We start from the raw sequence: 25,904 nt of genomic DNA, 5'->3' as shown, positions 1-25,904 counted from the left end.
GCTAGCCGGAAACGTTCGTTTCTCGCCGCGGCGCTTGTGTTCTGGTCGCCTGGCCTCCCCGCAATTGCTGCCTGGAGCCCCTGCTTTTCGTGTCTGAATTTCTGGCAACCATGCCAGCCCAGCGGAACCGCGGCCGCCGGGCACGGCCTCTCCTTGCCCGATTCGTCCCCAACCACTCCCTTTTTATGACTACCTCCCTGTCTTCCGGCCGGGCCCTGCGGGGCCTGGGGTTCCTCGCTATGCTCTTTCCCCTGGCCGCCGCGGCCCAGCAGCAACCAGCTGGCTCCATTTCTGGCACCCTGCTCGACCAAGCCAACGGGCAGCCGCTACCCTTCACCAACGTCGTCGTGCTGCGGGCTCAGGATTCGAGCTTCGTGGCCGGGGCCGAAACCGCTGAGAATGGCCGGTTTGCGCTGGAGAAGCTGGGCATGGGTAACTACCTACTGAAAGCTTCGGCGGTGGGCTACCAGGGTCTGCGCCGCACGGTAGCCCTCACCAGCGCCACGCCTACCCTGCAACTGGGCCCCATGAAGCTAAAATCTACCGCTACCCAGCTGGCTGGCGTAACGGTGCAGGGCGAGCGGGCTGCCGTGCAGGAAAGCCTAGACAAGAAGGTTATCAACGTAGAAAAAGACCTGAGCAGCGTGGGCGGCACGGCCGTAAACGTGCTCCAAAACGTGCCCTCCGTAACGGTAGCCCCGATGGCACCGTGAGCATGCGCGGCTCCTCCAATATCACCATTCTCATTGATGGCAAGCCCAGCAACTCAGCCAACAGCGGGGCCGGCGGCAACCGCCTAGAGCAGATTCCGGCCAGCAGCATTGAGCGGGTGGAAGTCGTCACGAACCCCTCGGCCCGCTACGATGCCGCCGGAGCCGGTGGGGTGCTCAACATCATTCTGAAAAAGCAGAAAAAAGACGGCTGGAACGGCCAAGCCGTGCTGAACGTGGGCACCCGCGACAAGTATAATACCAGCCTGAGCCTCAACCGCCGCACGGGCAAGCTCAACGTGTTTGGCTCCTTTGACCTGCGCGACGACCACTACCGCAGCCGCATGTGGAGCGACCAGTACACGACCCTGGAAAACCGCAGTCTGCGTACCTACCAGCAGGGCACCAACCTGCGCCACAGCAAGAGCTACAATGGCCGCCTGGGTTTCGACTACACCCTCCCCGCGGGCCAGTCGTTGACTTTCACGCTGGAACCCAACTTTAACCGCAGCCGCAACACCGGCAACCAGTTAGCCACCCTTAGCGGCGACACTACGGCCCGGATTGGCAGCACCTTTGGCGTCACGGAGAACATCGACAATATTGATGCCTCCGTAGACTACCGCCGCACCTGGGAGGCCCACAAGGGCCGGGAGCTGACGGGCAGCATGAACTACACCTTTCTGAACGCCGATGTGGTTGTGGCCCAGCGTAATACCGAGGGCTCCCCTGATTTGCGTGAGTGGCAGCAGGACCTGGATGTGCGCCTGAACGCCGTGGCCGGCCAACTCGACTACGTGCACCCCTTGGGCGAGAAGGCCCGCGTTGACGCCGGCTTCAAGGGCCAATACCAGCGCAACGGCGGCACCGACGATTTCCTGCGCCAACAGGCCGACGGCCCCGCCTTTGACCGCCTCCCCGACCGTTCCTACGAGTATACCTTCCGGGAGCTGACCCAGGCTGCTTACGCTACCTATCAGCAGGAAATCAACAAGTGGCGCATGCAGGGCGGGCTGCGGGCCGAGTACACCCACACCAGCGGCGAGGTGCTGAACGGCAACGGCCCCTTCCGTTTGCGCTACCTGAACCTGTTCCCCTCGGCTACCGTGGAGCGCACCCTGCCCGGCAAAGACCAACGCGTGAAGCTGAGCTACTCCCGCCGCCTGAACCGGCCCGGCTTCATGCAGCTGCTGGCTTTCCCGCTCTACCAGGACCAGCGCAGCTACCGCATCGGCAACCCCACGCTACGGCCCGAGTACATCAACGCCTTTGAACTGGGTCACCAAGTGAGTATGGGCCAGGCCTCGCTGACGTCGACCTTGTTCTACCGCCACACCGATAACACCATTCAGCGTTTGGTGCGGGTAGACGAGGAAGCCACCCAGCGCTACGGGGCCGGGGCGGTTATTACGGCCCAGTACGTGCGCAACTTCGGGCAGGCTACTAGCTACGGCGCGGAGGTTTCCCTGAACCAGCCCCTGGCCAAGTGGTGGCGCCTGACGGCCAGCGGCTCCCTGTTCCAGAACACCGTAACGGCGGCCACCGGCAACGAAGCTAACCGCCGCATTGTTTCGGGCACGGCCCGCGTGATGAACTCCTTTACGCCTACCCCCAAGCTGGACATGCAACTTACGGGTAACTACCGCGCCGCCGCCGTAACGGCCCAGGGCCGGGTGGCGCCGGTGGGCTCCGTGGATGTGGCCCTGCGCCAGCGCCTGTTCACTGACCGCGCCGCCCTGACCCTGCGCGTATCGGACATTTTCAACACCCAGCGCAACCGCTCCGAGTCGTTCACGGAAAACTTCCGGGCCGAGTACTACAACAAGTGGGAGTCGCGGGTGGGCTACCTGGGTTTCAGCTGGTACCTGGGCTCCAACAAGCCCCCGAAAAAGATTGAAAACCAGCCTCAGGGCGGTGGGGGCGGCTTCGGCGGCTAGCTGGGGCCAGCAACTGAAAAATAAATTTTCGATTTGCTGTAACGACCGGCTCAACGCGCGGTATTCACAGCAGCAACGGTCTTTAAGGCGCACCGCCGCACGCACTGCTACCCTGACAGACACTACCCGCACCGGCGAAAACAACATAAAATATTCAACATATTTTTTATCCCTCAGGCATCCTTTCTACTGCCGCTTCCATCTTTTAAGTACCTGCTCCCCAACCTACTACCTGGCAGACAGCTCGCTACTTCTGCTGCTCTTTACAGCTCCTGCTTCACCCCGCGGCGACGTTGCTTCCCGGTACCGTCATGGCCTCTCGCCCGCTGAAGCTGCCCGCCGCTCCTGCCGGCTGGGCGTTGTCCTCGCGCCGCCTTTCCGGCTGCACTGCGGGGCCTGGCTTTCCTCTTGCGTTGTTGCTGCTTCCGTGTTTCGGCGGGCCTGTGGGCCAGCCGGCGAGTGGCTTGTTGTGCCCATTTTTTTCCTACTAATCCTCATGAAAACTTCCCTGCTTTCCCGTCTCGGTATCCTCTGCGCCTCTCTTGTGGTGCTACCCGCCTCCCTAGCTCTGGCCCAAACCACCTCATACAGCGAAGCGCCCGTTATTGCTAAATCGGGCTACTGGATGCTGGAAACGGACCCCAAGCGCCCCGACTATACCGTGGTTCGATTCTACAACGACCAGCACGAGGAACTGTACCAGGAGCGGCTGAGCGGTATTTGCCTGAACCCTTTGAAAAACCGGGCTACCCACCGCCGCGTTGCTCAGATGCTGGGCACCGCCCTGGATCAAGTGCAGCGGATGCAGTCCAACGCGGTAATATCCACCACGCTGGCCTCCACCGCCCGGCGCATGCCCCGGACCTACGCCGTGAAGTAGCCCCTCGCGCTGCCAGCTGCTGGAAGTGCTGCCCCGTTACCCCTAGCTATTCATAGTATATTCTTCCGTGCCAGCCACTCTGGTTTGCCTGGCGCGTAGTGAGTTCTTGCTGAACCCCGCCGCCCGATTATTTGGGCGCACGACCCAGTCCGGCTTGGCTTCTTGCTAGCCTACCCCATTGGGCTCGACGTTTTACCCTGCTTTTCCTGACCCTCGCCGGCATCTTCGGAACGGAACCGCGGCCCTTCTTCGGCCCGGCGAGGGCCACTCCTTTTCCTTTCTTTTTCCGTACTACCATGAAAACTTCCTTTGTTTCCGGTGCCCTGCTGGGCTTTTCCCTTCTCGTTGCGGGCCCTCAACTGCCTGTGCAGGCCGGCTCCACTCCGAACCGCGGTACGGTATCGGGCCGCCTTTTCGATGGGCAAACCCAGGAGCCCATTCCGCACTCCTACGTGGTGGTGCTGCGGGCCTCCGATGGACGCCTGATGAAATCAGTAGAAACCGATGCCAAGGGCCATTTTCGGGCGACGGGCCTGCCCCTGGGCCGCTACGTAGTGCGCACCACGGTACTGGGTTACCACGCCCTTCGGCCCGCCGTGACTTTGCACCAGGCCCGCACCCAGCACGCGCTGGGCACCATGGTGCTAGTACCGGTAACCATGCCCCAGGTAGCCCGCGCCGACCGGCAGGCCTGGGCCAAGCGCACTGCCGCCGTGGCAGCCGTTGAGCCGCGCCGCCCAGTAGTGCGCACCCGGTCTTAGGTACTCTAGAACCCAGGATAGGTAGTAATTCACCAGTATACGAGGCCAGCCAGCAGCTTCCAGTGCGGAAGGCTGCTGGCTGGCCCGTTGCGTTTACGCCTGGCAGGGGTTACTCAGCCGGTAAATGCGTATCAAGCCGCAGCTAGTATAGCTCCTATGGCTGATGCGCCTACCTTCGCTTTTCCTTGCCTTTCGTTTGCTTATGTCGGCTATTGCTGCCCTTGTGCTTCTGCTGCTGACCGGAACAGTGGTGCCCCTAAACCGCCAGTTTCGGCAGACGCCCGACGGGGTACCCATCTTCTTGGTATCCAACGGCTTCCATACCGATGTGGTGCTGCCCATGCGGGAGGCGCGCACCGGCCATGACTGGCTCCAGACGCTCAGCCAGCCGGCCCTGACGGCGCGCTTCGCCCGCTACCCCTACGTGGCCTTTGGCTGGGGCAACGAAGGCTTTTACCTGGGCTCGATGGGTGGCAAATTTCCGGGGCCGAAAGCCGTCCTGGGGCGTTGTTACCGTCCCGGACCCTCATGCACGTTGATTTCTACCGTGCCGCCCCCGACTCCGGGGCGCGGGTAGTGCCCTTGCGCATCTCTCCCGAGCAGTACCGCACCCTGGCCGCCTACGTGCAACGCTCCTTCCGCCCCGACAGCCTGAACCACATGCAGTTGCGGCAGCCGACCGGCTACTCGCCCGAGGACTTTTTCTTCCGGGCCCGGGCCACTACCACGCCCTGCGCACCTGCAACGACTGGACCAACCGGGGCCTTCGGCAGGCCGGAATCCGGGCAGCGTTAAAGGCGCCGTTAGCCGCCAGCGTACTTTTCCAGGCCCGCCGCACGAAGCGGTAGCTCTGCCCCTGCCCCACTTCAAGCCCGCAGTAGGCCGATTAGGCAACAAGCAAAAACTAGTTGCCGAATATTCGTGCGGGCCAGGGCGGCTGGTTATGGGTAGAGTGCCCTTCACGGGCTCCGACGAAACGGACTCCTGACTTATTTTTCATTGACCTGCAAGTCCTGGCTACCGTGGCGTGGGGACTCTGGTTGAGCTTATGTCCTATTGTGTCAATTTTAACCGCAATTCCAACGTAGTACGCTGATACATCCAACTTTAAAGTTCTACTTATTCTGCTTTTCACGCAGAACTTTCGTGGGGGTAACTACAGTATTACCTACTGTCCCAACCCATCCCGATAGATATCGGCTATGTTAGATGTCCACCGCGAAGTGCTGCCGAATGGTTTTTTGCTCATTCTTTCCCCAGACACTTCCTCCCCCAACGAAGTAAAGCTAGCCCGGGCCCTGCACCGGGCCAGCCGCAGCGACAAAGGCGCCATTCTGATTGACTTAAGTTTGGTTGATTCGCTTTCCGAGGACGTGATTGATTTGCTGCTGGCCTACGCCTTCATGCTGCACGCCCAGGACCGTCGCCTGATTTTGTGCCACGTGCCCCAGCCCGCCCAGCACCACTTCCTATTCCTCGACGCCGCTTCTCAACCCCTGTTAGTACCTTCCCTGCTAGACGCCATGCAGGAAATCGATTTCACCTTTAGTCAAGATCAGTCCGTGCAAACCGGTAACGCCAACGCCTCTTTGTAAGGAAACCGGCGCTTAAAAAGGTCTTTGCAAAGGGCCTTCCGGAAAATCCAATGCAAACCGCGAATTTTGCGGCCGTATTTCCGCATTCTGATTTTCCTGATGAGCGCCCAAAAGCCCAGCATTCCCCGCGGCACCCGCGACTTCGGCCCCGCCGTAGTGGCCCGCCGTAATTATATTTTCGGCGTCATCCGCCGCGTGTTCGAGAAGTTTGGCTACGCCCCGCTCGAAACCCCTACCCTCGAAAACCTCTCGGTGCTTACCGGCAAGTACGGCGAGGAAGGCGACCAGCTCCTGTTTAAAGTCCTGAACTCCGGCGACTTTGCCAAGGACGTTACCGCCGATGATCTGGCCGCCGACAACCGCAGCAAGCGCCTGCTGCCCAAAGTAGCCGAGAAGGGCCTGCGCTACGACCTAACGGTGCCCTTCGCCCGCTACGTGGTCATGAACCGCAATACCCTGGTATTTCCCTTCAAACGCTACCAGATTCAGCCCGTGTGGCGCGCCGACCGGCCCCAGCGTGGCCGCTACCGCGAGTTTTACCAGTGCGACGCCGACGTGGTGGGTACCGACTCCCTGCTCTGCGAGGCCGAAATTGTGCTGATGATGTCGGAGGTGCTGACCACGCTGGGCCTCACCGAGCACACCATCAAAATCAACCACCGCCGGGTGCTGGGCGCGTTCTACCAGGCCCTGGGCGGTGAAGGCACCGAGGTTGATTTGTTTACGGCCATCGACAAGCTGGATAAGATTGGACGCGACGGGGTAGAGAAAGAGCTGCTGGGTCGGGGCTTCTCCGCGGAGGCCACGGAGCGGCTGTTTGACCTGCTGGGGGTAGGCGGCGACTTCGAGGAAAAGCTGGAACGTCTGCTGGCGGCCTTTGCTACAGCCGCCGTGGAGCCCGACAACGCCGACGGTTACAAGGGCCTGCAGGACCTGGCACGGGTGCTGGAGTACCTGCGCAGCTTCGGCTTTACGAAATGGCAGAACCTGGAGTTCGACGTGACCCTGGCCCGCGGGCTGAGCTACTACACGGGCTGCATCTTCGAAATCAAGATCAACAACGTGAACATGGGCAGCGTCTCGGGCGGCGGCCGCTACGACAACCTCACCGGTGCCTTCGGGTTGCCGGGCGTGTCGGGGGTAGGCTTCTCCTTCGGGGTGGACCGGCTCTACGACTGCCTGGAGGAGCTGAACCTGTTTCCGGAAGCGGTGGCCACTACCACCCGCTGCTTGGTAGCTAATTTCGACCAGGAAAGCGAAATGGCGGTGCTGCCCGTACTGCGGCAGTTGCGCGAGGCCGGCATTCCCAGCGAGCTGTTTCCCGAAGCCGGTAAGCTGGGCAAGCAGTTTAAGTACGCCGACGCCAAGGGAATTCCTTACGTGCTGATTCAGGGCCCAGAGGAGCGCGCGGCGGGTCAGTTCAAGCTTAAAACGCTCGCTTCGGGTCAGGAACGCACTCTTTCCCTGGATGACGTAGTAGCCGAACTGGCTCAGTAGTACACCTTAGCTACCAGCTGCCCCCTTCATTTAGCCGCTTTTCTCACGCAGGCGCCCCACTCACTTCCGCCCCCATGGCCCAGGATTTCGCCCTCACTCCTTCTACCCGCCTCGACCTGACAACCATCGGGGAATTGCTGCACACCAAGGCCCGCGTAGTGCTCAGCGAGGAAGCCCGGCAGCGCGTGGCCGCCTGTCACCGGTACCTGCACGACCGGCTGGAGCGCACCCCGGATGCGGCTATTTACGGCATCAATACGGGTTTTGGGGCCCTGTGCAACCAAGCCATTCCGGCCGGGCAGCGCCAGCAGCTGCAGGTGAACCTGATGATGTCGCACGCCTGCGGAACCGGGGAGGAAGTGCCGGCCGAGCTGGTACGGCTCATGCTGCTGCTCAAGACCCAAAGCCTGAGCTACGGGCACAGCGGGGTGCAAGTGAGCACCGTGCAGCGCCTGCTCGATTTTTACAACCGTGGCATGCTGCCAGTGGTGTATCAGCAAGGCTCTCTGGGTGCCAGCGGCGACCTAGCCCCGCTGGCCCACCTTTGCCTACCATTACTGGGCTTGGGCGAGGTGAACTACGAAGGCTACCGCCTGGCCGCCTCGGATGCCATGAGTTTGTTTAGCTGGCCGCCCCTGACGTTGGAAGCCAAGGAAGGCCTGGCTTTGCTTAATGGCACCCAGTTTATGCTGGCTTACGCCGTGCATTGCCTGCTGCGCACCCGCCGCCTGCTGACCGCCGCCGATGTTATCGGGGCCTTGTCCTTAGAAGCCTTCGATGGGCGCAGTGAGCCGTTTGATGAGCGCCTGCACCGGATTCGGCCCCACGCCGGACAGCTAACGGTGGCCCGGCGCGTGCGGGAGCTGCTAGCGGGCAGTACGCTGCAACAGCAAGCCAAAACCGCCGTGCAGGACCCCTACTCCTTCCGCTGTATGCCCCAGGTGCACGGCGCCTCCCGCGACGCACTGGCCTACGTGGAGCAGGTAGTGGAAACCGAGTGCAACGCCGTAACGGACAACCCCAACCTGTTCCCCGAGGACGACGCCATCCTGAGCGGAGGTAACTTCCACGGTCAGCCCCTGGCCCTGGCCCTGGATATGTTGGCCATTGCCACGGCCGAGCTGGGCAGCATATCCCAGCAGCGCACCACCCAGCTTATCAGCGGGCAGCGGGGCCTGCCGCCTTTCCTAATTGCGGAGCCCGGCCTGAACTCGGGCCTGATGATTCCGCAGTACACGGCCGCCGGCATCGTGAGCCAGAACAAGCAGCTTTGTACGCCAGCCTCCGTCGACAGCCTAGTGAGCAGCAACGGCCAGGAGGACCACGTGAGCATGGGGGCCAATGCCGCCACCAAGGCCCGCCGGGTAGTAGAAAACGTGGAGCAACTGCTGGGCATTGAGCTACTGAACGCCACCCAGGCCCTGGCATTCCGGCAGCCCACTCGCACCAGTGCCGCCCTGGAACAGGTAGTGGCCCACTTCCGCGAGAAGGTACCCTTCGTATCGCAGGATCGGGTGTTGTACCCTGATTTACACGCCGCCGCGGCCTTCGTGCGTACCTATGCGTGGCAGTAAAGCCCAGCGGTAAGGCGTAAAAAGCTTCAAAAACGGAGAACCGGCTAAAGCCAGCAAGTCAGCTTGCTCCCAGCTGAAACCTGTTACTTTCGCTTGGCGCGTAGACGCAACTACGCGGCTGCTTCGTTATGGGGATAGTGAAAAAACTACTTGTCTTTCTGCTGATGCTGGGGTTAGGCAGCCTGTGGGCGCACACTGGCGCCCTAGCCCAATGCGCGCCCACACCCAATTCGGGCGCCTGTTTCAAGGCCTACGATGCCGCTACGGGCCAGGAAATGCCCTTTTACCTGTGCGTAGGTCGTCCGGTACGGCTGCGGGACTGCAGCGGCAAAAACCTAGATCCGGCCCAGATTTATTACCAGCGCGGCTCGGCTATTACCTGCAGTGGCTTCCGGGATACGGCCACTTCGTTTACACCCACGGCTGCGGGCGTGCTCGTCATCACCCAAAACACCCAGGGCCCGCAAGGGGGTAGTCAAGGCATCATCTTTTCGCGCAATTTCGAGGTTAAATCTACTCCGGCTCCCACGTTCACGCTGACGACCTGCGCCCCGGGGTTCGTGGAAGTCACCGTTACGGACGCTACCTACGACCAGTATTTTGTGCAGGTCGGCAACGGAGCCCCGGTGGCTGCTGCGCGCAACACTCCGGCTACTTACCCCACCAACGGCGCCAACCAAGTGAAAGTCATTGGCCAGTACGCCATTGCGAGCCTGTGCGCGGGTACTAACCCGCAAACTTTTACGCCCCTGCCTACCCCTCAGCGGCCTACCTTAACTTCCCTGACCGTGCAGGGCGGAGCCGTGCAATTTCAGTTTACGGGCCTGCAAGCCGAGTACCAGTACCGCCTGCAAGTAGCCGATGCCGCAGCCGCCGGTGGCTACCGCACGGTAGCTACCGTGCCCAGCAGCGCTACCTCGTTTACCCTGAACAATGCGCCTCTACCGGGCTGCTACCGACTTTTGCTTCAGGATGCTTGTCAGCCTTCTGTGGCCAGTACGCCTTCCCTGGAGGTATGCTCCGTGAGTTTAACGGGTACTTCCCAGAACGGCCGCAACATACTGCGCTGGACAAATCAGGGCAACGGCAGCTACGCCCTAACCCGCACTGACGGCCCGAATACCATCCGAATTACGTTGCCGGCCGGCTCTAGCCAGTACGAGGATACAACGGCTTCCTGCGGTACTACCTACCGCTACCGGCTCAGCCAAACCCTGGGCAGCACTACCTCGGTTTCCGATGAGGTAGCCCTGACCACTACTGCCGGCCTGGCTCCCACACCGCCCCGCTTGGCCGCTACGTTTAACCTGCGCAACCAGGTAGAGCTGAGCGCCTTGCTGGTGCGCAGCCCGCCTAACAGCCAGCTCACCTATCTGCGTAACGGCTCCGAGCTGCGCGTCACGGCGGCCCGCACGGTCACCGATTCGCTGGTCAGCCCGGCGCTTACTACCCCGGTGTGCTACTCCGTGCGGTTTCTGGATGCCTGCGGTAACCGCTCCGCCGAAAGCCCAGCGGTGTGTCCGGTGCTGCTAGAGGCCACGCCCGCTACCGACGATGGCAGCACCATTCGTCTCACCTGGACGGCCCTGCGCGGGCCCGACCCCACGGCTCCGGTCAGCTACCGGGTGCTCACTCTCTCGCCCACGAATGCCGTACTGAGTTCCCGCTCCGTAGCCGCCGGACTGACGTATCTGGATTTGCAACCGCCCCAGGATCAGCAGGTAGTGCGCTACCGCATTGAGGCCACGGGTGGCGGCCAGCTGCTGGTCCCGAGCTATTCTAATGTTGCGTCGGTAGCCCGGGCAGTGAAGGTGTTTGTGCCCACCGCCTTCACGCCCAACGGCGACGGCCTGAATGATGTGCTGGAGCTGAAAGGACGCTACCTCGACAATTTTCGGTTTACGGTAGTGGACCGCAACGGCCAGCAGGTGTTCCAGGCCACCTCCCGGACCCAAACCTGGGACGGCCGCATCGGCTCGGCCCCACCCGCGCCGGGCACCTACGTGTGGCGCTTTGAATCCACGGACCAAACCGGCAAGCGGAGCGCCCAAAGCGGCACAGTCTCCATTCTACGCTAGTTACCCAGACCGACGTAGCCACCGGCTTGGCGCCGCCGTATGAGAGCTGGCGCCTACCTTTGCGCGCCGCGTACGCTGTTTCGCGCCTATTTCTCACTTTAACTACAACGCGCCGATGTTTGATATGATGGGCATGATGGGCAAGATGAAAGAGCTTCAGGACAAGATGAAGCAAGCCCAGGACAACCTGCAGCACGTTACGGCCACGGCCGAATCGGGGGTGGGCTGGTGCGGGCCACGGCCAACGGCCAGCGCCGCCTGCTTAAGCTGGAAATTGATGAAAGCCTGCTGCAACCCCAGGACCGTGACATGCTGGCCGACCTAGTGGTAGCAGCCGTGAACAAGGTGATGGAGGAAGCCAGCGAGAAGGCCAAGGAAGAAATGAAAAACTCCACGGCTGGCCTGATTCCTAACATTCCGGGCCTCGACCTCGGCGGCTTTGGCCTCTAATCCGCCAACAACAAGTACGGACAGCTGCCTCGACGTAGCAGTGGTTATCCTTAACTGGAACGGCAGGGACTTTCTGAGAAGGTTCCTGCCTTCTGTGTTGATGCACTCCGATGGTGCTACCGTATTTGTAGCCGACAATGCTTCCACTGATGATTCGGTGGCTTTGCTGGCCCAGGAGTTTCCGCAGGTGCGGCTACTGCAGTTGCCCGACAACCTGGGGTTTTGTCAAGGCTATAATATGGCCTTGGACATGGTGCGGGAGCAGAATTGCATGGTATTCCCTAGCGCACTTGCCGGGGTCGGGCCGGAACTAGGTCAGAGCGGCGTGGCAGCTTCCGGCTTCCGCTACTACGTGCTGCTTAACTCCGATGTGGAGGTAACGCCCGGTTGGCTCCGGCCCCAGCGGGAAGTGCTGGAACACAACCCGCGCGTTGCCGCCTGTCAGCCCAAAATACGGCAGTACAGCCAGGTGCCGGAGCAGCGCCAGCAGTTTGAATACGCCGGGGCCGGAGGCGGCTACCTCGATCAGCTTGGCTACCCCTTTTGCCGCGGCCGCCTCTTCGACACGTTGGAAACCGATACTGGCCAATACGACGACCCGCGGCCGGTGGCCTGGGCTACTGGGGCCTGCATGCTGGTACGGGCCGCTGCCTGGCACGAATTGGGCGGACTGGAGCCAACTTTCTTCGCCCACATGGAGGAAATTGATTTGTGCTGGCGCCTGCAGAATGCGGGCCATGAGGTATGGTACCACGGCGGAGCCACCGTGTTTCACGTGGGCGGCGGCACGCTGCACAAGTCCAACCCGCGCAAAACCTACCTCAACTTTCGCAACGGACTGGCTTTAGTCTACAAAAACACCCACTCGGCTGAGCTGCCCGGCGTCATGATCAGTCGAGTAGCCTTAGATTGGGTAGCTGCTGCGCGCCTGTTGCTGCAAGGTGCCACTGCTGATTTTCAGGCTATTCTGCGGGCCCACTGGCATTTCGTGCGGCAGCTTCCCTACTGGCGTGCCCAGCGGCAGAGGTTTCCGCCGCGCTTGCGCTCCACTGAGCGTAGGGGCGTATACCAGGGTAGCCTGGTCTGGTCGTATTTCGGGCAGGGCAAGCAGCGGTTTTCGGAGTTAAATCCGCAACAGCTAACCTGAGTTGCAGCCCTATAGGCTACCAAAAAAGCCCGCGGCTGCGGTGAAGCGGCGCGGGCTTTTCAAGAAGTTCAGTAAATCGGAGGCTGCGGCAGGCTACAAGTCCCAGACGGTGCTGCGCTGCCGGCGCATGGCCCGGCGCACGTTCATCCAAAAAGCCAAAGCGAAGTACAGTACGATGGGCGAGCCAAACGTAAAAAATGATGCGTACACAAAGGAAAGCCGAACGCTGCTGGTGGAAAAACCAACCCGCTTGCCGATGACGTCGCAGACGCCGAAGCTCTGCTTCTCAATAAAGTCGGTTAGTCGTTTCATAACTCCTGCTGTTTCAGTTGCCCGCGGTGGCTAACCTGCTTTCAAAATACAATGATTTGCGGCCTGTGTCAAGCACTTACGCAGGAAAGCTCCCGCAAGATACGTCGGTCGGCAGCCTTTTTCCGTTTGTTGTCTGAATTTCGCGCTACCCCTGCCTTCTGCTCATGAGAATTTTGTTGTTGCGTACTCTGCCGGCAGCGGCGCTACTAATTACTGGCGGCCTACTACCGGCCTGCTCTCCCCTATCGAAGGTGCTGAAAAACGCCCAGGCCGGGCAGGAAATTACGGTGCAGCCCACGGTGCTGGAAAGCAACGGCGAAAACGTGCTGTTCGAGGTGACGGCCAAGGTGCCCGCCAGCCACTTACGCAAGGGCGCGGCCTACAACCTGGGCCTGAGCTACCGCTACAACAACGGCCTGCGCGAGGACACCGTTGGGCGGCTCACCTTTATTTCGGGCGAGTACCTCTACGACGAGGAGCAAAAGAATAAGCTGGTTATTCGCAAGCAGTTCTCTTTTCCGTATTCGCCCCAGAAAAGCCCCGGCGAGCTGCTGGCCCTACCCGATGCCCGCGAAACCAAACCCAACGGCAAACGCGTGAAAGGCAAACAGCTGACGCTGGCCCGCGGCATCGTGACCACCAGCCGCCTAGTTGTGCGCCAGGACACGGCCATTACCCTGCTACCCGAAACGGTCGATAACAACATGAGCGGCACCCGGGTGCTGCCCTTTTTCTTTGACGCGGGCAAGGCCGAAATTCGCAATTACCTGGGCACCAACGTAGCCGCTCTAGAAGATTTTATTGAGGCCAACCAGCACACCGACAAGGTGATGATTGTGGCCGGCCACTCGCCCGACTCCCTGGACCGCCACGATGCGCGCCTAGCCGACAAGCGGGTACGGGTGCTGCTCAACTACTACAAAAAGCGCGTCGATACCGATTCCTACCTCAACAAGGTCAGTAACATCGACTTCGAGACGGAAGCCTACCACCGCCGCTGGGACCTGTTCCTGAACAAGGTGCAGCAGTCGGCCCTGAAGCCAGCGCAGGTTGATTCGGTGCTACTGCTGATTAACGATACGCCCGGCTCCTACGCCACCAAGGAAAAGAGCCTGCATCAGCTCACGTTCTATGATTACATCGAGCAGTACATCTACCCGGTGATGCGCTTTGGCACCATTGCCGTGCGCTACACCGCTCCCAAGCGCTACGACTCGGAAATCTATCTGCTGTCCAAAAAGATTGTGGAAAAGCAGACCGAGGCCGACGCCCTTACGCCCGAGGAACTGCGTTACTCCGCTACCCTCACGCCCCTGCTGGCCGAAAAGCAGCGCATTTACGAGACTTCCGTGGCTACTACGGGCCTCTGGCAGGCCTACCATAACCTGGCCGTAGTGCTGCTGCAGCGTTCCGAGAAGGAGGTGAACCCCAAGGTGCAGAAAGCCTACCAGCGCCGGGCCGCCGTGAACTTCACCCTGGCTGCCCACCGCAACCCCACCGCCGAGCTGTTCTACCGCGTGGGCAGCGCCTACCACCGTGCCGGCGACAAGCTCGAAGCCCTGCAGAATTACGACTACGCCATTAAGCTAGGCGGACCACGCCCGGTGCTGAGCAAGATATTCTCGGACAAGGCGGCCCTGGAAATTGAAGTTGGCCAGCTCGACGATGCCCTGCGCAGCTTGAGCTACAGCTCCAAAACCTACCAAACCATCATGAACCGGGCCCTCATCTACGTGCTGAAGGGCAACTACCAAGGCGCGGCCAACATTTACGCCGAAGCCATTGCCCTGCGGCCCCAGGACCCATTGCTATACTATTGCCTAGCCGTAGTGGCCGCACGCCAGCAGAATGAGTCGGCCATGGCCATGCACCTGCGTCGCGCCGTACAGCTAGACCGCGCCTATGCCAACCGCGCCGTTGAGGACCTGGAGTTTCGGGATTTCGCCAAGGGCAAGCAGTTTCTGGAGGCCTTGCGGTAAGCGCTACTTATTAGTCTTTAAATCTGCTACACGAGTGCATTGAAAGAAAATATTTATACTTGTAAGCACTTACGTAAACGTAATATACTGACACATGGATTTCTTTGAGCAGTTAGGACCCGCTGCCCTGGGCAGTCGGCTTCGGCGCCTTAGTGAGCAGATGACTGGGCAGGCTGCCGAGGTGTATTCCTTGTACCACGTGCCAGTGGAGCCGCGTTGGTTTCCGGTATTGTATGCAGTAGCAACCCAACCGGAGCGGCACGTGGGTGAAATAGCAGAACTGATTGGGCAAACGCACGCGGCTGTCAGCCAGGTGGTTAAAGAGCTGGTTAAGCAGGATCTGGTTAGGGTGCAGCGCGGTGAAGCGGACTTGCGCCGTAGCGTGGTTAGCCTCACGGAGAAGGGAGCAGCCTTGTGGCCCACGTTGCAGCAACAAACAGCCGATGTACGCCAGGCCACAGAGGCCCTACTGCACGAAACCCGGCACAACCTGTGGCTGGCCATTGGGGAAATGGAGTACGCGTTGTCGCGCCAGAGCTTGGCTAGTCGGGTAAAAGCTATTCGCGACCAGCGTGTGGCCGCTGAAGTACAGATTATAGACTATGCGCCGCAATATCAACCCGATTTCAAGCAGCTGAACGCGGAGTGGATTGAGCGGTATTTCCGCCTCGAAGCAGCCGACCTCAAAGCCCTCGACCACCCTGATGAGTACATTATTCAGCGCGGCGGCCACATTCTGCTGGCTGCCTACGGGGGGCAAATGGTAGGTACTTGCGCTCTAATTCCCATGGACAACACCACCTATGAACTGGCGAAAATGGCCGTATCACCCGCGGCGCAGGGGCTTGGCATTGGGTGGCGGCTGGGCGAGGCGGCCATTGCCAAGGCCCGCAGCCTGGGAGCTCAGCGTCTGTATCTGGAAAGTAATACCAAGCTGGGTCCGGCCCTGAGCCTGTACCACAAGCTGGGTTTTCGCAAAACGGTTTCCGGCCCGCCTTCGCCCTATGAGCGGTGCAATATTCAAATGGAACTGCCCCTGTTTCCTTAAGCTCCCAGGCAGGAGCTTGAAATGCCGCTGGAGGGTAGCAAAGCGTCTACTTCCCACTGGCACCTCAAACGCACTATTTCACCACTTCACAATTTCACCGTTTGCCCGTCCCGGCTAGTCGTTGTAGCTTTACGGGCCGGATTTGCGCCGGCTTTTGTTTCTGAACAGACCTTTTTGACTTTCCTACCGATTATGCGGACCATCCAATTCCGGGAAGCCCTGCGTGAAGCCATGTCTGAGGAAATGCGCCGCGACCCGCGCGTGTTTCTGATGGGCGAAGAAGTTGCCGAGTACAACGGCGCCTACAAAGTAAGCCAGGGCATGCTCGACGAATTCGGCCCGGAGCGCGTGATTGACACGCCCATTGCCGAGCTTGGTTTCGCTGGTATCGGGGTGGGTGCAGCGGCCAACGGCCTGCTGCCCATCATCGAGTTCATGACCTTCAACTTCTCGTTGGTAGCAATTGACCAGGTGATTAACTCGGCCGCCAAAATCTACTCCATGTCGGGCGGGCAGTACTCCTGCCCATCGTGTTCCGTGGCCCTACCGGCAACGCCGGTATGCTGTCCTCGCAGCACTCCCAGAACTTCGAGAACTGGTACGCCAATACTCCCGGCCTGAAAGTGGTAGTGCCCTCTACCCCTTACGACGCCAAAGGCCTGCTGAAAAGCGCCATCCGCGACGCCGACCCGGTTATCTTCATGGAATCGGAGCTGATGTACGGCGACAAGGGCGAGGTACCCGAAGAAGAGTACCTGATTCCGATTGGCAAAGCCAACGTGGTGCGCCCCGGCGAAAACGTGACCATCGTGAGCTTTGGCAAGATGATGAAGGTAGCCCTGGCTGCCGCCGACGAGTTGGCCAAGGAAGGCATCAGCGCTGAGGTTATCGACCTGCGCTCGGTGCGCCCGATTGACTATGATACCCTCATCGAGTCGGTGAAGAAAACCAACCGCATGGTGGTGGTGGAAGAAGCCTGGCCCCTGGCCAGCATCAGCTCGGAGCTGTCGTACATGGTGCAGCGCCGCGCCTTTGATTACCTCGACGCCCCCGTGCTGCGCATCACCAACATGGACGTGCCCCTGCCCTACGCTCCAACCCTCATTGAGGCCGCTTTGCCCAACGTGGAGCGCACCGTAAAGGCCGTGAAGGAAGTGCTGTACGTGAACAAGTAACACAGCTGGCATCTGGCGGTATTGTTCCGCTCAATGCAGTAGCAAAAGGCCCCGCCCGGTATGGTGCGGGGCCTTTTTAGTAGCTATTCTAGCCATCAGCAAACTCAGGTTTGGCGTTTGAGCAGGACCAGAGCAACTGCTTTGCTGTTTAAGCTATCCGGTACCTTGCGGGGTGGGTTGGCTTAGGGGAAGTGCCTGTGCGGGGTTCTCAACTAAGCTGGACAGGCAGATTTTACGTACCTTTTGCTCACAGCTACGCGTCTTTCCATCCCGACATGAACCACCGCCTACACCTTCGGTTTGAACAGCTTGAACGAGCTACTACCCAGTTATTTCACTCCGTGGAAGCCCTCGGTGACAAGGCCCGACAAGCGCCTGGCCCCGGGCAATGGTCTGCCGTGCAGGTAGTCCAGCACCTGGTGGTTGCGGAAACAGGCATTGGGCAGTACATGGAAAAAAAGCTGCTGCAGGCAGAGGGCTTGCACAAGGCGGGATTCGCCTCGTTCCTGAAGTCGCGGCTGCTGCGGGTGCTGCTGCGGCTGCCTTTTACGCGCTTTAAAGCCCCAGCGGCGCTGGCCAAGCTCACGCCCGCGGAGATTCCGCCCCTGTCTGAGTTGCAGGCCGAGTGGGAAGCGGTACGCCGCCGCTTGGAGCGCCTGCTCAATGAGTACCCGAGCAATCTGCTCGACCGCGCCATTTTCAAGCACCCCCGCTCGGGCATGCTCACCATTTACCAAACCCTGGACTTTATGCTCGACCACGTGTTGCACCACCAGAAACAGGTAGAACGCATCACAAAGGCCGTTGCGCTTAACAAAACAAACCCGGCGCTTTCCACCACGTAATGCGCGCACAGTAGCGGCATTAGTGGGCGGGAAGCGCCGGGCGGCACTGGACCCAAAGTCTATTTAACGGCCTATTTGGCCTTGCGCACAATATCGGCGTACGACTCGTGGCGGGGTAGCTGGCGCATGAGGTCGGTAATTTCGGGGGGTGGCACTAGCAGCTTACGCGCCCGCAGATCCAGCCAAGCACCCTCAACGGCTACCGTGGCGGCGGGCCGGCCATCGGCCTTGAATAAGGTGTGCAGGATGTTCCAGCGGCTGCCGTCCTCGCTCAGACCCGATAGTTCTCCCGTCACGCGCAGAGCTTCGTTGATGTGCAACTCCTTAAGAAAGCGCGTGTCCTCGCGAAATAAGATCGGGCCGAGGCCAAGCTGGGCAAAGCGCATGAGCGTGAAGCCGTGCTCAGCCAGGTATTCAATGCGGTGCTGGGCGGCGTAGTCGGCGTAGGCGGAATGACGCATGTGGCCGTTGGGGTCCATATCGGCCCAGCGTACGGTATAGGTTCTTTCGAAGGAAGCGGACATAAATTAGGTTCGTTGGCGGAAAGGTAAGCCGTCGGGGGGCAAATTAGTAGGCAAGCCTACTAGGTAGCAACCCAACTAGTGGGCCTAGCGCAGCGTGAGGCGCACCAGGTATTGTTGCTGGTCATCTTCTTCCAGAAACTCAACCTCATAGCCTGCCGCTTCGGCGTAATCCTGTAGCAGAGCTGGATCGGCGAAAATCCAGGGGAAGCTCGCGCCGGTTTCCGTGGCATACTGCATGGTGTATTCTACCTCCCCATAGTACGGACCGTTCAAGTCGAACACCAGAGCCCCATCCTCGTCCTCATAGAGGTAGCTGATGTCGGAGGAGGTAGCCAAGATCTGACCGCCAGGGGCCAGCAGGCCCTTGGCATGCTGCAGAAAGCGCTCCAGCCCCTCTAAGGTGCCCGTCAGCCCGATACCATTCATTAGCATCAGTAGCGTATCAAACTTCTCTCCCTGGGTCAGGACCGCGTCAAAAATATCGTGGCAGGCCACTTCGCGCAGCCCCCGCTCCTGCATCACCTGCACCGCGCCGGGCGAGATATCCACGGCTTTCACCGCAAAGCCCCGCTGCTGCAACTCCAGGGCATGGCACCCGGCCCCGGCGCCCAGATCGAGGATGCGGCCGCGGCATTCTTCCAGAGCCGTCCGTTCCATTTCGGGCATTTCCCACAGGGAGCGAAAAAAGTAGGCCGCGGGCAGCACTTCCTCGTCGGCCACGGAACTATGGACGGCCAAGGTGGCGCTCAGGTGGCCGCGCTGGTAGGCTAGCAGGGCGTGGCCCAGGGCATCGGGGGCAGTAGAAGCAGATTGTGACATGCGGCAAAGATAAGGCCCCTGATAGGGCCTAGCAGCGGTGGCCTTAAACTTGTGCCGCGCAATGCCGTTAGCTGGGTGGTATTTCAGCTCCTCCATGCCTGCCTCCAACCTGCCTAAACGCCTGACAAAGGGCAACCTACCCACCAAGATTTGCGCTACCTGCGGCAGGCCCTTCGAGTACCGCAAAAAGTGGCGCGCCTGCTGGGACGAGGTAAAATACTGCGGGGAGAAGTGTCAGCGGAACCGCCCCGCTACGGCTACTACCCCACGTAGCCCGCCAGGGGAAGAACGGTGGCCGCGGCGGGCGCATCTTTTCAGCGGCATCCTGCGTTCTGAAGCCCAACTTAACCTCTCAGTTCTCCCCTGCTATGGCTAGCAACCTCGACTACCTAGATCCTGCCCTGCAACCTTTGGCCGATAAAGTTCAGGCCTATATACAAGCCGAAAAAGAATTTCAACGGGCCGAAGTGGAGGCCGTGGCCACCACCCATCAGCCAGCAGACGCCGCTTCCCATACATCACCTCAGCCAGCTGCTAGCGGTAGTGCTGCCCAGCCCCTTGAGCAAATTCAGCTGAAACTCCAGCACTTACGCGAAGAGCTTCAGCAGCTACGCCAAGAAGTTATTGCCTTGCTGCCGGTCCGGGATGAGTGGGTAAAAATTAACCTAGGCTATGGCCCTAGCCGAGTAGGCGCCTTCTCTACCCCTGCAATAAACGCTACGGATGCTACCCCTGAATACGATTTGCGCGTTGTCGTGTAACCGTTTCCAACTTTTCGCAACGTAATCACCTACCCTGGGAAGGCTACTTCTCAGGGTAGTTTTTGTAAGGCCTAACCTTGAACAAGCGGTTTGCAAGGCTAACGCACTTTGTTGCCGGTCAAGATAATAAGCCGCCCTAGACTGCCTCTTTCGCAAACAAAACCAGCAAGCACCAGCGCCAAAATCAGAGGTATTATCTAATTAGAAACTCAAGCCTACGGCCGGACTCACCCCGAGGCTACTGCTTGCAACCATGAGGTACCTGTACTCATGCCCTCCTAAGTTAAAGCAGCAAGATGTGGTACAGAGTAACGGCAGATAACAGGTTATAGAATCATATAAACTTATTATTCAAGCGTATAAAAAAAGGGCGACCAACAGCCGCCCCCTTTTCCACAACCAAAACACCTAAAAAACTATTCTTTCATTTCTCAGAATATCAAATTCCGGGCCAGATTTCTCTTTTGCCGCAACAGCTATTCTGAGTGAGGAATAGTATTTATGTGTCTACACGATACAGAGTCGGGCAACTGGGGTCGGGGTTGCATGGGTAGCCGAAAATTTAATGCACTTGCATAGGAGTAAACTAGCAGGCAACAAAGGCTCGCTTGCATCCTCTATTCCGTGGCATTTAGGTGGTGAAGAATTCCACAAGCTGTATTTTGCGCAGTTTTTGACCGGGCTAACCGGTAAGTCAGTTTTCCTCATCCTTTGAAGCCCGTTCTATGGAAGCGCCCAACCCCGACTTTATGCGCGAAGCAATTCGCCTGTCAATTGAAAAAATGCAGGCCGGCTACGGCGGACCTTTTGGCGCCGTAGTGGTTAAGGACGGTCAGATTATTGCCCGGGGCTTTAACCAGGTTACCAGCACCCACGACCCTACCTGCCACGCCGAAGTAGACGCCATTCGGAAAGCATGCACGGCCTTGGGCACTTTTCAGCTCGATGAGTGCGACCTATACACCAGCTGCGAGCCGTGCCCTATGTGTTTGGGAGCTATTTACTGGGCCCGGCCCCGTCGCGTGTTCTACGGCAATACAAAGCAGGATGCGGCCGCTATAGGCTTCGATGACCAATTTATATATGAGGAATTGGAAAAGCCTTTGTCTGCTCGCCATATCCCAATGGTAGAATTACTCCGTGAGGAAGCTGGCGCTGGCTTCCGGGCCTGGGAGCAACACGAAGGCAAAACCGAGTATTAAACTTTATTTATACGCGAAGTTCCGCTATTTCCCAACGCGGGTGAGTCCATCCTATTTTCGGAATAGGATGGACTCGCTGTTTATACGGCTTCTGATCAACTAACTTTATTTCAGAATAGGATGAAACTCTTTTGGTGGCTTAGCTATTACAACTCCAATTTCCTATGAAGTCAGATCTAAAATTAGCACTAAATCAATAATAAGTTTTGAGACGAAAACTTTTACTAGCACTTCATTTTCTCTATTTTTTTATCTTCTCGGCTCACGCGCAAACCGGTAGCTGGAACCCCGCAGGAGCTACCTCAACCTTTCCCCGGACCTTGCTCACCGCGGCAGCTATTCCAGCGGGGCAGGAGTTTATAGCGCAACCGGCTAATCTGACGCTCTACGAAAGCGTGTACGGCAGCCTTGCGGCGGGTCTAGGCAGTGAGAATAGCTCAGCGGATGGGCGACGAGCCCGGGCCACTTTCGCCAAGAATGCTGCCTTTGTGCTGCTCATGGACCGCAAGCCTGACGCTGGTACCCTAACGGCCTTACTTACCTCAGAGCGCACGGCATATCAGCAGCAAGTGGTTGCTGCACTAGAAAGCCTTAACCCCGCCGTGGAAGCATTTGCCAGCTTTTCCGGCACTACGTACACGGAGTGGCAATGGCGCTCCAAGGAGCTAATTGATTACCTCATTGCCTACGACTTGCTGCGCGGCACGGGAGTGCCAGAATCACAGTTGCTGGTCAGCAAAGCCAAACTTCAGCAATTTGCCGGCAACCTGTACCGGGAGTCGAACCGAGCTTTTCTGGGAGTGTATTTTTACCGGCAAGTAAAGAACAACCACACTCTGATGACAGCCGCCGCGCTGGGCATGGCGGCTGTGGTGCTTAACGACGCTACCAGCCTCGACATTAATCAACAGCCCGTTAACTGGATTAACGCAGGCCTTTTTCACATTGATAATGTGCTTTGGGAAGATGCTCAGCGTCAATCAGACCCGGCAACCCTAGCGGGGTACGCGGAAGGGCCGTATTATTTCAAATATGCCTTTTTGAACTGCTTACCCTTCTTTCGGGCCCTTGGCAACTTTGCCCCGGATGCTAACTTCTCCTGCACTTACAACGGCACCACACGCAGCATCCGCAACCCGTATTTCGACCCGCGCTACGACCAGCTTTACGAGTGGATAACGGCCATTCTGATGCCAGACGGTCTTTTTCCGGCCCTTGAGGATTCGTACGTGGATATGGGAATGCCAGAACTGGCCCTCACGGGTAAGAGCCGCTACGTAGTGCCCCTGCATCTGCAACACCTGGCGCCCGGGCAACTCAATTCCCTTACGGCCCAGCTGCGCGATGTAACCGTGGATATGCGCGCCGCCTACCTAGCCGCCCAAATTACCCCAACTCCACGCTCCCGCCCTACCCTCACCCACCTGCCCCACAGCGGCAACCTCGTGCTGCAGGCCGGCCCCGATTCTGCCGCTACCTACCTGCACCTGTACGGTAAAAGTGGAGCCGTGCAAACGAACTCCGGAGGCCACAACCAAGCCGACGCCACCAGCTTTATTCTGCACGCTCAGGGCCAGCTGCTGGCCCTCGATGCCGGTTATCTAAGCTTTAACCGCCGGGCAGAGGTTGGCCAAGCCGCCAACCACAACCTAGTGCTGATTGACGGGGCCGGTCCGGCGATGGGTACTGCTGGGGCAGCCAACGAAGCTAGCACCTCCTTGCCGCGGGCCTTCGCGGCGGCGGGTCTGGCTTTTGGGGAAGCTCGGACTACTTACCAGAACGCTACCGTTACCCGCAAGGTGCTGTTTATTCGGAACCGCTATTACCTATTGGCTGATTTTGTGCAATCCGCCGCACCGCGCCGCTACACCTGGCAGTTGCACGGCTACGGGCTGGCCGGCGGCACGGCCCAAACCGGCACCTTTCAGAGCAGCCTAGCTCAGCACGAAGGCAGCTGGGAGAAAAACGGGGCTCGCCTGCAGGCCCACATTGCCACGCCTAGCCCCGCCGCAACTTACCGCACGGCTACTGGCGTGCACGAGCTGGTGTACAACACCCCCGAAAACCACACCACACTGCTGGTTGATCAAAGTGGGGCGGCCCAGACGCAGTTTCTAGCGGCCCTCTACCCTGGCACTGCTGCCGCCACTCCCGCCCACATTACGACCACTAGCACGGCCGCTACCGCCGCGCTAACTACTACCACCGATGGTTTTCGGGATGCCGCCTTCACCCAGTCCGATACGGTGCTGACTACTAATTCGGGGCTGACCCAGACCATCAGTTCTGATGCGCTGCTGACCTTTCTTTCGGTTGATGATGTGGATATGCCGGTTCAGGCCTTCCTGGATCAGGGGACGCAATTGCGCTACGGGTCGCACCTGTTGTTGCAATCCACGCGTCGGGTCACGATGAGTTGGCAGCAAACCGCTACCAGGTCATTCGCGGGCTACGTGAGCGGGGCTACTACGCTTCGCATCAGCCTGCCTTCTGGGGCCGCCGTTACCGGGCCTGGCGTTACTGCGTCAAGCTTTAATGCCGCAACCGGGCAGCTGGTCATTACGTTTTCGCAGGCCTCCAGCTTTGAGGTGCAGGTTGCCAGCCGGCCGCTTCCGGTAGAGCTAACATTCTTCGGGGCCCGCCGCCAAGGGGCAGCCGTGGAACTGAGCTGGCAAACCGCCACGGAGCTGCAGAACCAGGGCTTCGCCGTTCAGCGCAGCCTCGATGCGGGCCGCACGTTTCAGTTGGTAGCTTTCGTGACGGGCCGGGGCACTAGCACCCAAGCCGCTACCTACCGCTACACCGATAAAGCGGCTCCCGCCACACCTGTTCACTACCGTCTCCAGCAGCAGGATCTGGATGGCACCGCGCACTACTCGGCCGTAGTACGGGTAGCAGGCGCCACGCCCGCTGCTACCCTGACCGCCGCGCCGGTTCCCGCCCGCGACGTCCTCACAGTTTCCTTTCCTGACCCCAGCCAACTGGTTCACCTGCACCTGCTGGACAGCCAGGGCCGGGTAGTGGTGCGGCAGCAATTTCAGCACCAGACGCAGCTACACCTGCAGGCCTTGCCAGCTGGGCTCTACTACCTGCGCGCGCTAAATACCACCGGGCAGCTAATTGCGCCTGCGGTAAAAGTGCTGGTAGAGAAATAAAGCCTCGCACAAACACTAGAAAGCCCGAATATCAACGTATTCGGGGCTTTCTAGTGTTTGCGAAGGAGTTGACTGGCTAGCGGATAGGGCCTTTCATGCCCATCATACGGGCCATTTGCTGCATGCCACCTTTGGTCTGGCTCATCTTGTTCATAGTGCGCATCACTTTGCGCATGTCCTCGAACTGCTTCATCAAGTTGTTAACCTGCTGAATGTCAGTACCCGAGCCTTTGGCCAAGCGGCGGCGACGGGAGCCGTTTAGCAGCTCGGGCTGGGCCCGCTCCTTCGGCGTCATGCTCTTGATAATGGCCTCAATTGGCTTGAAGGCATCATCGTCGATTTCCACGTCTTTCAGGGCCTTGCCCATGCCCGGAATCATGCCCACCAGGTCCTTTAGGTTGCCCATCTTCTTAATCTGCTCTAGCTGGGAGAGGAAGTCGTCGAAGTTGAACTGGTTTTTGCGAATCTTCTGGTTGATGCGCTTGGCCTCTTCCTCGTCGAACTGCTGCTGGGCCCGCTCTACCAGCGAAATCACGTCGCCCATGCCCAGGATGCGCTGAGCCATCCGGTCGGGGTAGAACAGGTCCAGGGCTTCCATCTTCTCGCCCGTGGAAATGAACTTGATGGGTTTCTCCACCACGGCCCGAATCGAGAGAGCCGCGCCACCGCGCGAGTCACCGTCGAGCTTGGTTAGCACTACCCCATCAAAGTTCAGCCGGTCGTTGAAGGTTTTGGCCGTGTTCACGGCGTCCTGACCCGTCATGGAGTCCACCACGAACAGGGTTTCCGACGGGTTGATGGCCCGCTTCACCTGCTCAATTTCGGCCATCATCTGCTCATCCACGGCCAAGCGGCCGGCGGTGTCAATGATAACGACCTTCTTGTTGTTCTTGCGGGCAAACTCGATGGCGTTCTGCGAAATCTGCACCGGATTCTTGTTTTCCGGCTCCGAGTACACTTCCACACCTACCTGCTCACCCAGCACTTTCAGCTGGTCGATGGCGGCGGGGCGGTACACGTCGCAGGCCACCAGCAGCACGTTGCGGCCCTGCTTTTTGATGTGGCTAGCCAGCTTACCGGCGAAGGTGGTTTTACCCGAGCCCTGCAGGCCCGAAAGCAGGACCACGGCCGGCTCGCCCTTAATGACGATGTCCTGCTTTTCGCCGCCCATGAGCTGGGTCAGCTCATCATAGACGATTTTGGTCATCAACTGACCCGGCGACACGCTGATGAGCACGTCGCGGCCCATGGCCTCGTCCTTGATTTTATCGGTTACCTCCTTGGCTACCTTGTAGTTCACGTCGGCGTCCACGAGGGCGCGGCGGATTTCCTTTACGGTGGCGGCAACGTTGATTTCGGTGATGCTACCTTGGCCTTTAAGCGTCTTAAAAGCCCGGTCGAGTTTGGTACTGAGATTATCGAACATCGGTTGATGTGCTGATTTTTAATGTAATG

General features: G+C 59.3%; 20 protein-coding genes and 3 pseudogenes. 19 read left to right on the top strand and 4 right to left on the bottom strand.

Annotated features, from left to right (window positions below; translation table 11 throughout):
* Nucleotides 1–185 precede the first annotated feature (185 nt).
* From MUN84_RS20720 to MUN84_RS20665, 11 genes and pseudogenes are all read left to right on the top strand, one after another.
* Nucleotides 186–713, top strand: coding sequence for a carboxypeptidase regulatory-like domain-containing protein (locus MUN84_RS20720; protein WP_244695815.1), 528 nt, complete (start codon nucleotides 186–188; stop codon nucleotides 711–713).
* A gap of 2 nt (nucleotides 714–715) precedes the next feature.
* Nucleotides 716–2,647 carry a TonB-dependent receptor domain-containing protein gene (locus tag MUN84_RS20715; RefSeq protein WP_244695814.1) on the top strand — a complete coding sequence of 644 codons (1,932 nt, stop codon included), beginning with the start codon at nucleotides 716–718 and terminating at the stop codon, nucleotides 2,645–2,647.
* 496 nt (nucleotides 2,648–3,143) lie between these two features.
* Nucleotides 3,144–3,527: a hypothetical protein gene (locus MUN84_RS20710; protein WP_244695813.1), complete on the top strand. Its 384-nt coding sequence runs from the start codon at nucleotides 3,144–3,146 to the stop codon at nucleotides 3,525–3,527.
* A 296-nt stretch (nucleotides 3,528–3,823) separates the two neighbouring features.
* Nucleotides 3,824–4,288, top strand: a complete 465-nt coding sequence (locus MUN84_RS20705) for a carboxypeptidase-like regulatory domain-containing protein (protein WP_244695812.1) — start codon at nucleotides 3,824–3,826, stop codon at nucleotides 4,286–4,288.
* A gap of 163 nt (nucleotides 4,289–4,451) precedes the next feature.
* Nucleotides 4,452–5,136, top strand: a pseudogene (locus MUN84_RS24755) (DUF2459 domain-containing protein).
* Between the two features lie 393 nt (nucleotides 5,137–5,529).
* Entirely contained in the window at nucleotides 5,530–5,883 is a 354-nt protein-coding gene (locus MUN84_RS20690) for a hypothetical protein (RefSeq protein WP_244695809.1), read from the top strand.
* Between the two features lie 99 nt (nucleotides 5,884–5,982).
* Nucleotides 5,983–7,380: a histidine--tRNA ligase gene (gene hisS, locus MUN84_RS20685; protein ID WP_244699079.1), complete on the top strand. Its 1,398-nt coding sequence runs from the start codon at nucleotides 5,983–5,985 to the stop codon at nucleotides 7,378–7,380.
* Between the two features lie 74 nt (nucleotides 7,381–7,454).
* Nucleotides 7,455–8,954, top strand: coding sequence for a histidine ammonia-lyase (gene hutH, locus MUN84_RS20680; protein WP_244695808.1), 1,500 nt, complete (start codon nucleotides 7,455–7,457; stop codon nucleotides 8,952–8,954).
* 137 nt (nucleotides 8,955–9,091) lie between these two features.
* Nucleotides 9,092–11,032 carry a gliding motility-associated C-terminal domain-containing protein gene (locus MUN84_RS20675; RefSeq protein ID WP_244695807.1) on the top strand — a complete coding sequence of 647 codons (1,941 nt, stop codon included), beginning with the start codon at nucleotides 9,092–9,094 and terminating at the stop codon, nucleotides 11,030–11,032.
* Nucleotides 11,033–11,147: 115 nt separating this feature from the next.
* A pseudogene (locus MUN84_RS20670) lies at nucleotides 11,148–11,482 on the top strand (YbaB/EbfC family nucleoid-associated protein).
* 40 nt (nucleotides 11,483–11,522) lie between these two features.
* The gene (locus tag MUN84_RS20665) at nucleotides 11,523–12,629 is read left to right on the top strand and encodes a glycosyltransferase family 2 protein (protein ID WP_244699077.1); all 1,107 of its coding nucleotides are present in this window, start codon (nucleotides 11,523–11,525) and stop codon (nucleotides 12,627–12,629) included.
* A gap of 93 nt (nucleotides 12,630–12,722) precedes the next feature.
* Here the strand turns inward: MUN84_RS20665 and MUN84_RS20660 are convergent, their stop codons facing one another.
* A complete protein-coding gene (locus tag MUN84_RS20660; RefSeq protein WP_188557508.1) occupies nucleotides 12,723–12,941 on the bottom strand; it encodes a PspC domain-containing protein in 219 nt (72 codons plus the stop codon).
* Between the two features lie 164 nt (nucleotides 12,942–13,105).
* Between MUN84_RS20660 and MUN84_RS20655 the strand changes: the two genes are divergently transcribed.
* From MUN84_RS20655 to MUN84_RS20640, 4 genes and pseudogenes are all read left to right on the top strand, one after another.
* Nucleotides 13,106–14,920: a tetratricopeptide repeat protein gene (locus MUN84_RS20655; protein ID WP_244695806.1), complete on the top strand. Its 1,815-nt coding sequence runs from the start codon at nucleotides 13,106–13,108 to the stop codon at nucleotides 14,918–14,920.
* A 94-nt stretch (nucleotides 14,921–15,014) separates the two neighbouring features.
* Nucleotides 15,015–15,968: a bifunctional helix-turn-helix transcriptional regulator/GNAT family N-acetyltransferase gene (locus MUN84_RS20650; protein WP_244695805.1), complete on the top strand. Its 954-nt coding sequence runs from the start codon at nucleotides 15,015–15,017 to the stop codon at nucleotides 15,966–15,968.
* 192 nt (nucleotides 15,969–16,160) lie between these two features.
* Nucleotides 16,161–17,143, top strand: a pseudogene (locus tag MUN84_RS20645) (pyruvate dehydrogenase complex E1 component subunit beta).
* 275 nt (nucleotides 17,144–17,418) lie between these two features.
* On the top strand, nucleotides 17,419–17,988 hold the full coding sequence (locus MUN84_RS20640; RefSeq protein ID WP_244695804.1) for a DinB family protein: 570 nt from the start codon (nucleotides 17,419–17,421) through the stop codon (nucleotides 17,986–17,988).
* A gap of 71 nt (nucleotides 17,989–18,059) precedes the next feature.
* Here the strand turns inward: MUN84_RS20640 and MUN84_RS20635 are convergent, their stop codons facing one another.
* Nucleotides 18,060–18,512: an acyl-CoA thioesterase gene (locus MUN84_RS20635; RefSeq protein ID WP_244695803.1), complete on the bottom strand. Its 453-nt coding sequence runs from the start codon at nucleotides 18,510–18,512 to the stop codon at nucleotides 18,060–18,062.
* Nucleotides 18,513–18,596: 84 nt separating this feature from the next.
* On the bottom strand, nucleotides 18,597–19,331 hold the full coding sequence (locus MUN84_RS20630; RefSeq protein ID WP_244695802.1) for a class I SAM-dependent methyltransferase: 735 nt from the start codon (nucleotides 19,329–19,331) through the stop codon (nucleotides 18,597–18,599).
* A gap of 94 nt (nucleotides 19,332–19,425) precedes the next feature.
* Between MUN84_RS20630 and MUN84_RS24240 the strand changes: the two genes are divergently transcribed.
* From MUN84_RS24240 to MUN84_RS20610, 4 genes are all read left to right on the top strand, one after another.
* A complete protein-coding gene (locus MUN84_RS24240) occupies nucleotides 19,426–19,707 on the top strand; it encodes a DUF2256 domain-containing protein (protein WP_317239026.1) in 282 nt (93 codons plus the stop codon).
* Nucleotides 19,700–20,092, top strand: a complete 393-nt coding sequence (locus MUN84_RS20620) for a hypothetical protein (RefSeq protein WP_244695801.1) — start codon at nucleotides 19,700–19,702, stop codon at nucleotides 20,090–20,092. Before MUN84_RS24240 ends, MUN84_RS20620 begins: the two co-directional genes overlap by 8 nt.
* Nucleotides 20,093–20,817: 725 nt before the next feature.
* Nucleotides 20,818–21,294: a nucleoside deaminase gene (locus tag MUN84_RS20615; RefSeq protein WP_244695800.1), complete on the top strand. Its 477-nt coding sequence runs from the start codon at nucleotides 20,818–20,820 to the stop codon at nucleotides 21,292–21,294.
* 320 nt (nucleotides 21,295–21,614) lie between these two features.
* Nucleotides 21,615–24,449: a heparinase II/III family protein gene (locus MUN84_RS20610; protein ID WP_244695799.1), complete on the top strand. Its 2,835-nt coding sequence runs from the start codon at nucleotides 21,615–21,617 to the stop codon at nucleotides 24,447–24,449.
* A 76-nt stretch (nucleotides 24,450–24,525) separates the two neighbouring features.
* Here the strand turns inward: MUN84_RS20610 and ffh are convergent, their stop codons facing one another.
* Nucleotides 24,526–25,875, bottom strand: a complete 1,350-nt coding sequence (gene ffh / locus MUN84_RS20605; protein ID WP_188557493.1) for a signal recognition particle protein — start codon at nucleotides 25,873–25,875, stop codon at nucleotides 24,526–24,528.
* Nucleotides 25,876–25,904: the final 29 nt, after the last annotated feature.

The sequence above is a fragment of the Hymenobacter sp. 5516J-16 genome, from assembly GCF_022919335.1.
Classification (GTDB): Bacteria; Bacteroidota; Bacteroidia; order Cytophagales; family Hymenobacteraceae; genus Hymenobacter; species Hymenobacter sublimis.
This window is presented reverse-complemented; position numbering and strand designations above follow the sequence as displayed.

Coding starts and splice junctions, on each gene's coding strand:
- MUN84_RS20720 (WP_244695815.1), top strand. CDS start 186: ATGACTACCTCCCTGTCTTCCGGCCGGGCCCTGCGGGGCCTGGGGTTC.
- MUN84_RS20715 (WP_244695814.1), top strand. CDS start 716: ATGCGCGGCTCCTCCAATATCACCATTCTCATTGATGGCAAGCCCAGC.
- MUN84_RS20710 (WP_244695813.1), top strand. CDS start 3,144: ATGAAAACTTCCCTGCTTTCCCGTCTCGGTATCCTCTGCGCCTCTCTT.
- MUN84_RS20705 (WP_244695812.1), top strand. CDS start 3,824: ATGAAAACTTCCTTTGTTTCCGGTGCCCTGCTGGGCTTTTCCCTTCTC.
- hisS (WP_244699079.1), top strand. CDS start 5,983: ATGAGCGCCCAAAAGCCCAGCATTCCCCGCGGCACCCGCGACTTCGGC.
- hutH (WP_244695808.1), top strand. CDS start 7,455: ATGGCCCAGGATTTCGCCCTCACTCCTTCTACCCGCCTCGACCTGACA.
- MUN84_RS20660 (WP_188557508.1), bottom strand. CDS start 12,941: ATGAAACGACTAACCGACTTTATTGAGAAGCAGAGCTTCGGCGTCTGC.
- MUN84_RS20655 (WP_244695806.1), top strand. CDS start 13,106: ATGAGAATTTTGTTGTTGCGTACTCTGCCGGCAGCGGCGCTACTAATT.
- MUN84_RS20650 (WP_244695805.1), top strand. CDS start 15,015: ATGGATTTCTTTGAGCAGTTAGGACCCGCTGCCCTGGGCAGTCGGCTT.
- MUN84_RS20640 (WP_244695804.1), top strand. CDS start 17,419: ATGAACCACCGCCTACACCTTCGGTTTGAACAGCTTGAACGAGCTACT.
- MUN84_RS20635 (WP_244695803.1), bottom strand. CDS start 18,512: ATGTCCGCTTCCTTCGAAAGAACCTATACCGTACGCTGGGCCGATATG.
- MUN84_RS20630 (WP_244695802.1), bottom strand. CDS start 19,331: ATGTCACAATCTGCTTCTACTGCCCCCGATGCCCTGGGCCACGCCCTG.
- MUN84_RS24240 (WP_317239026.1), top strand. CDS start 19,426: ATGCCTGCCTCCAACCTGCCTAAACGCCTGACAAAGGGCAACCTACCC.
- MUN84_RS20620 (WP_244695801.1), top strand. CDS start 19,700: ATGGCTAGCAACCTCGACTACCTAGATCCTGCCCTGCAACCTTTGGCC.
- MUN84_RS20615 (WP_244695800.1), top strand. CDS start 20,818: ATGGAAGCGCCCAACCCCGACTTTATGCGCGAAGCAATTCGCCTGTCA.
- ffh (WP_188557493.1), bottom strand. CDS start 25,875: ATGTTCGATAATCTCAGTACCAAACTCGACCGGGCTTTTAAGACGCTT.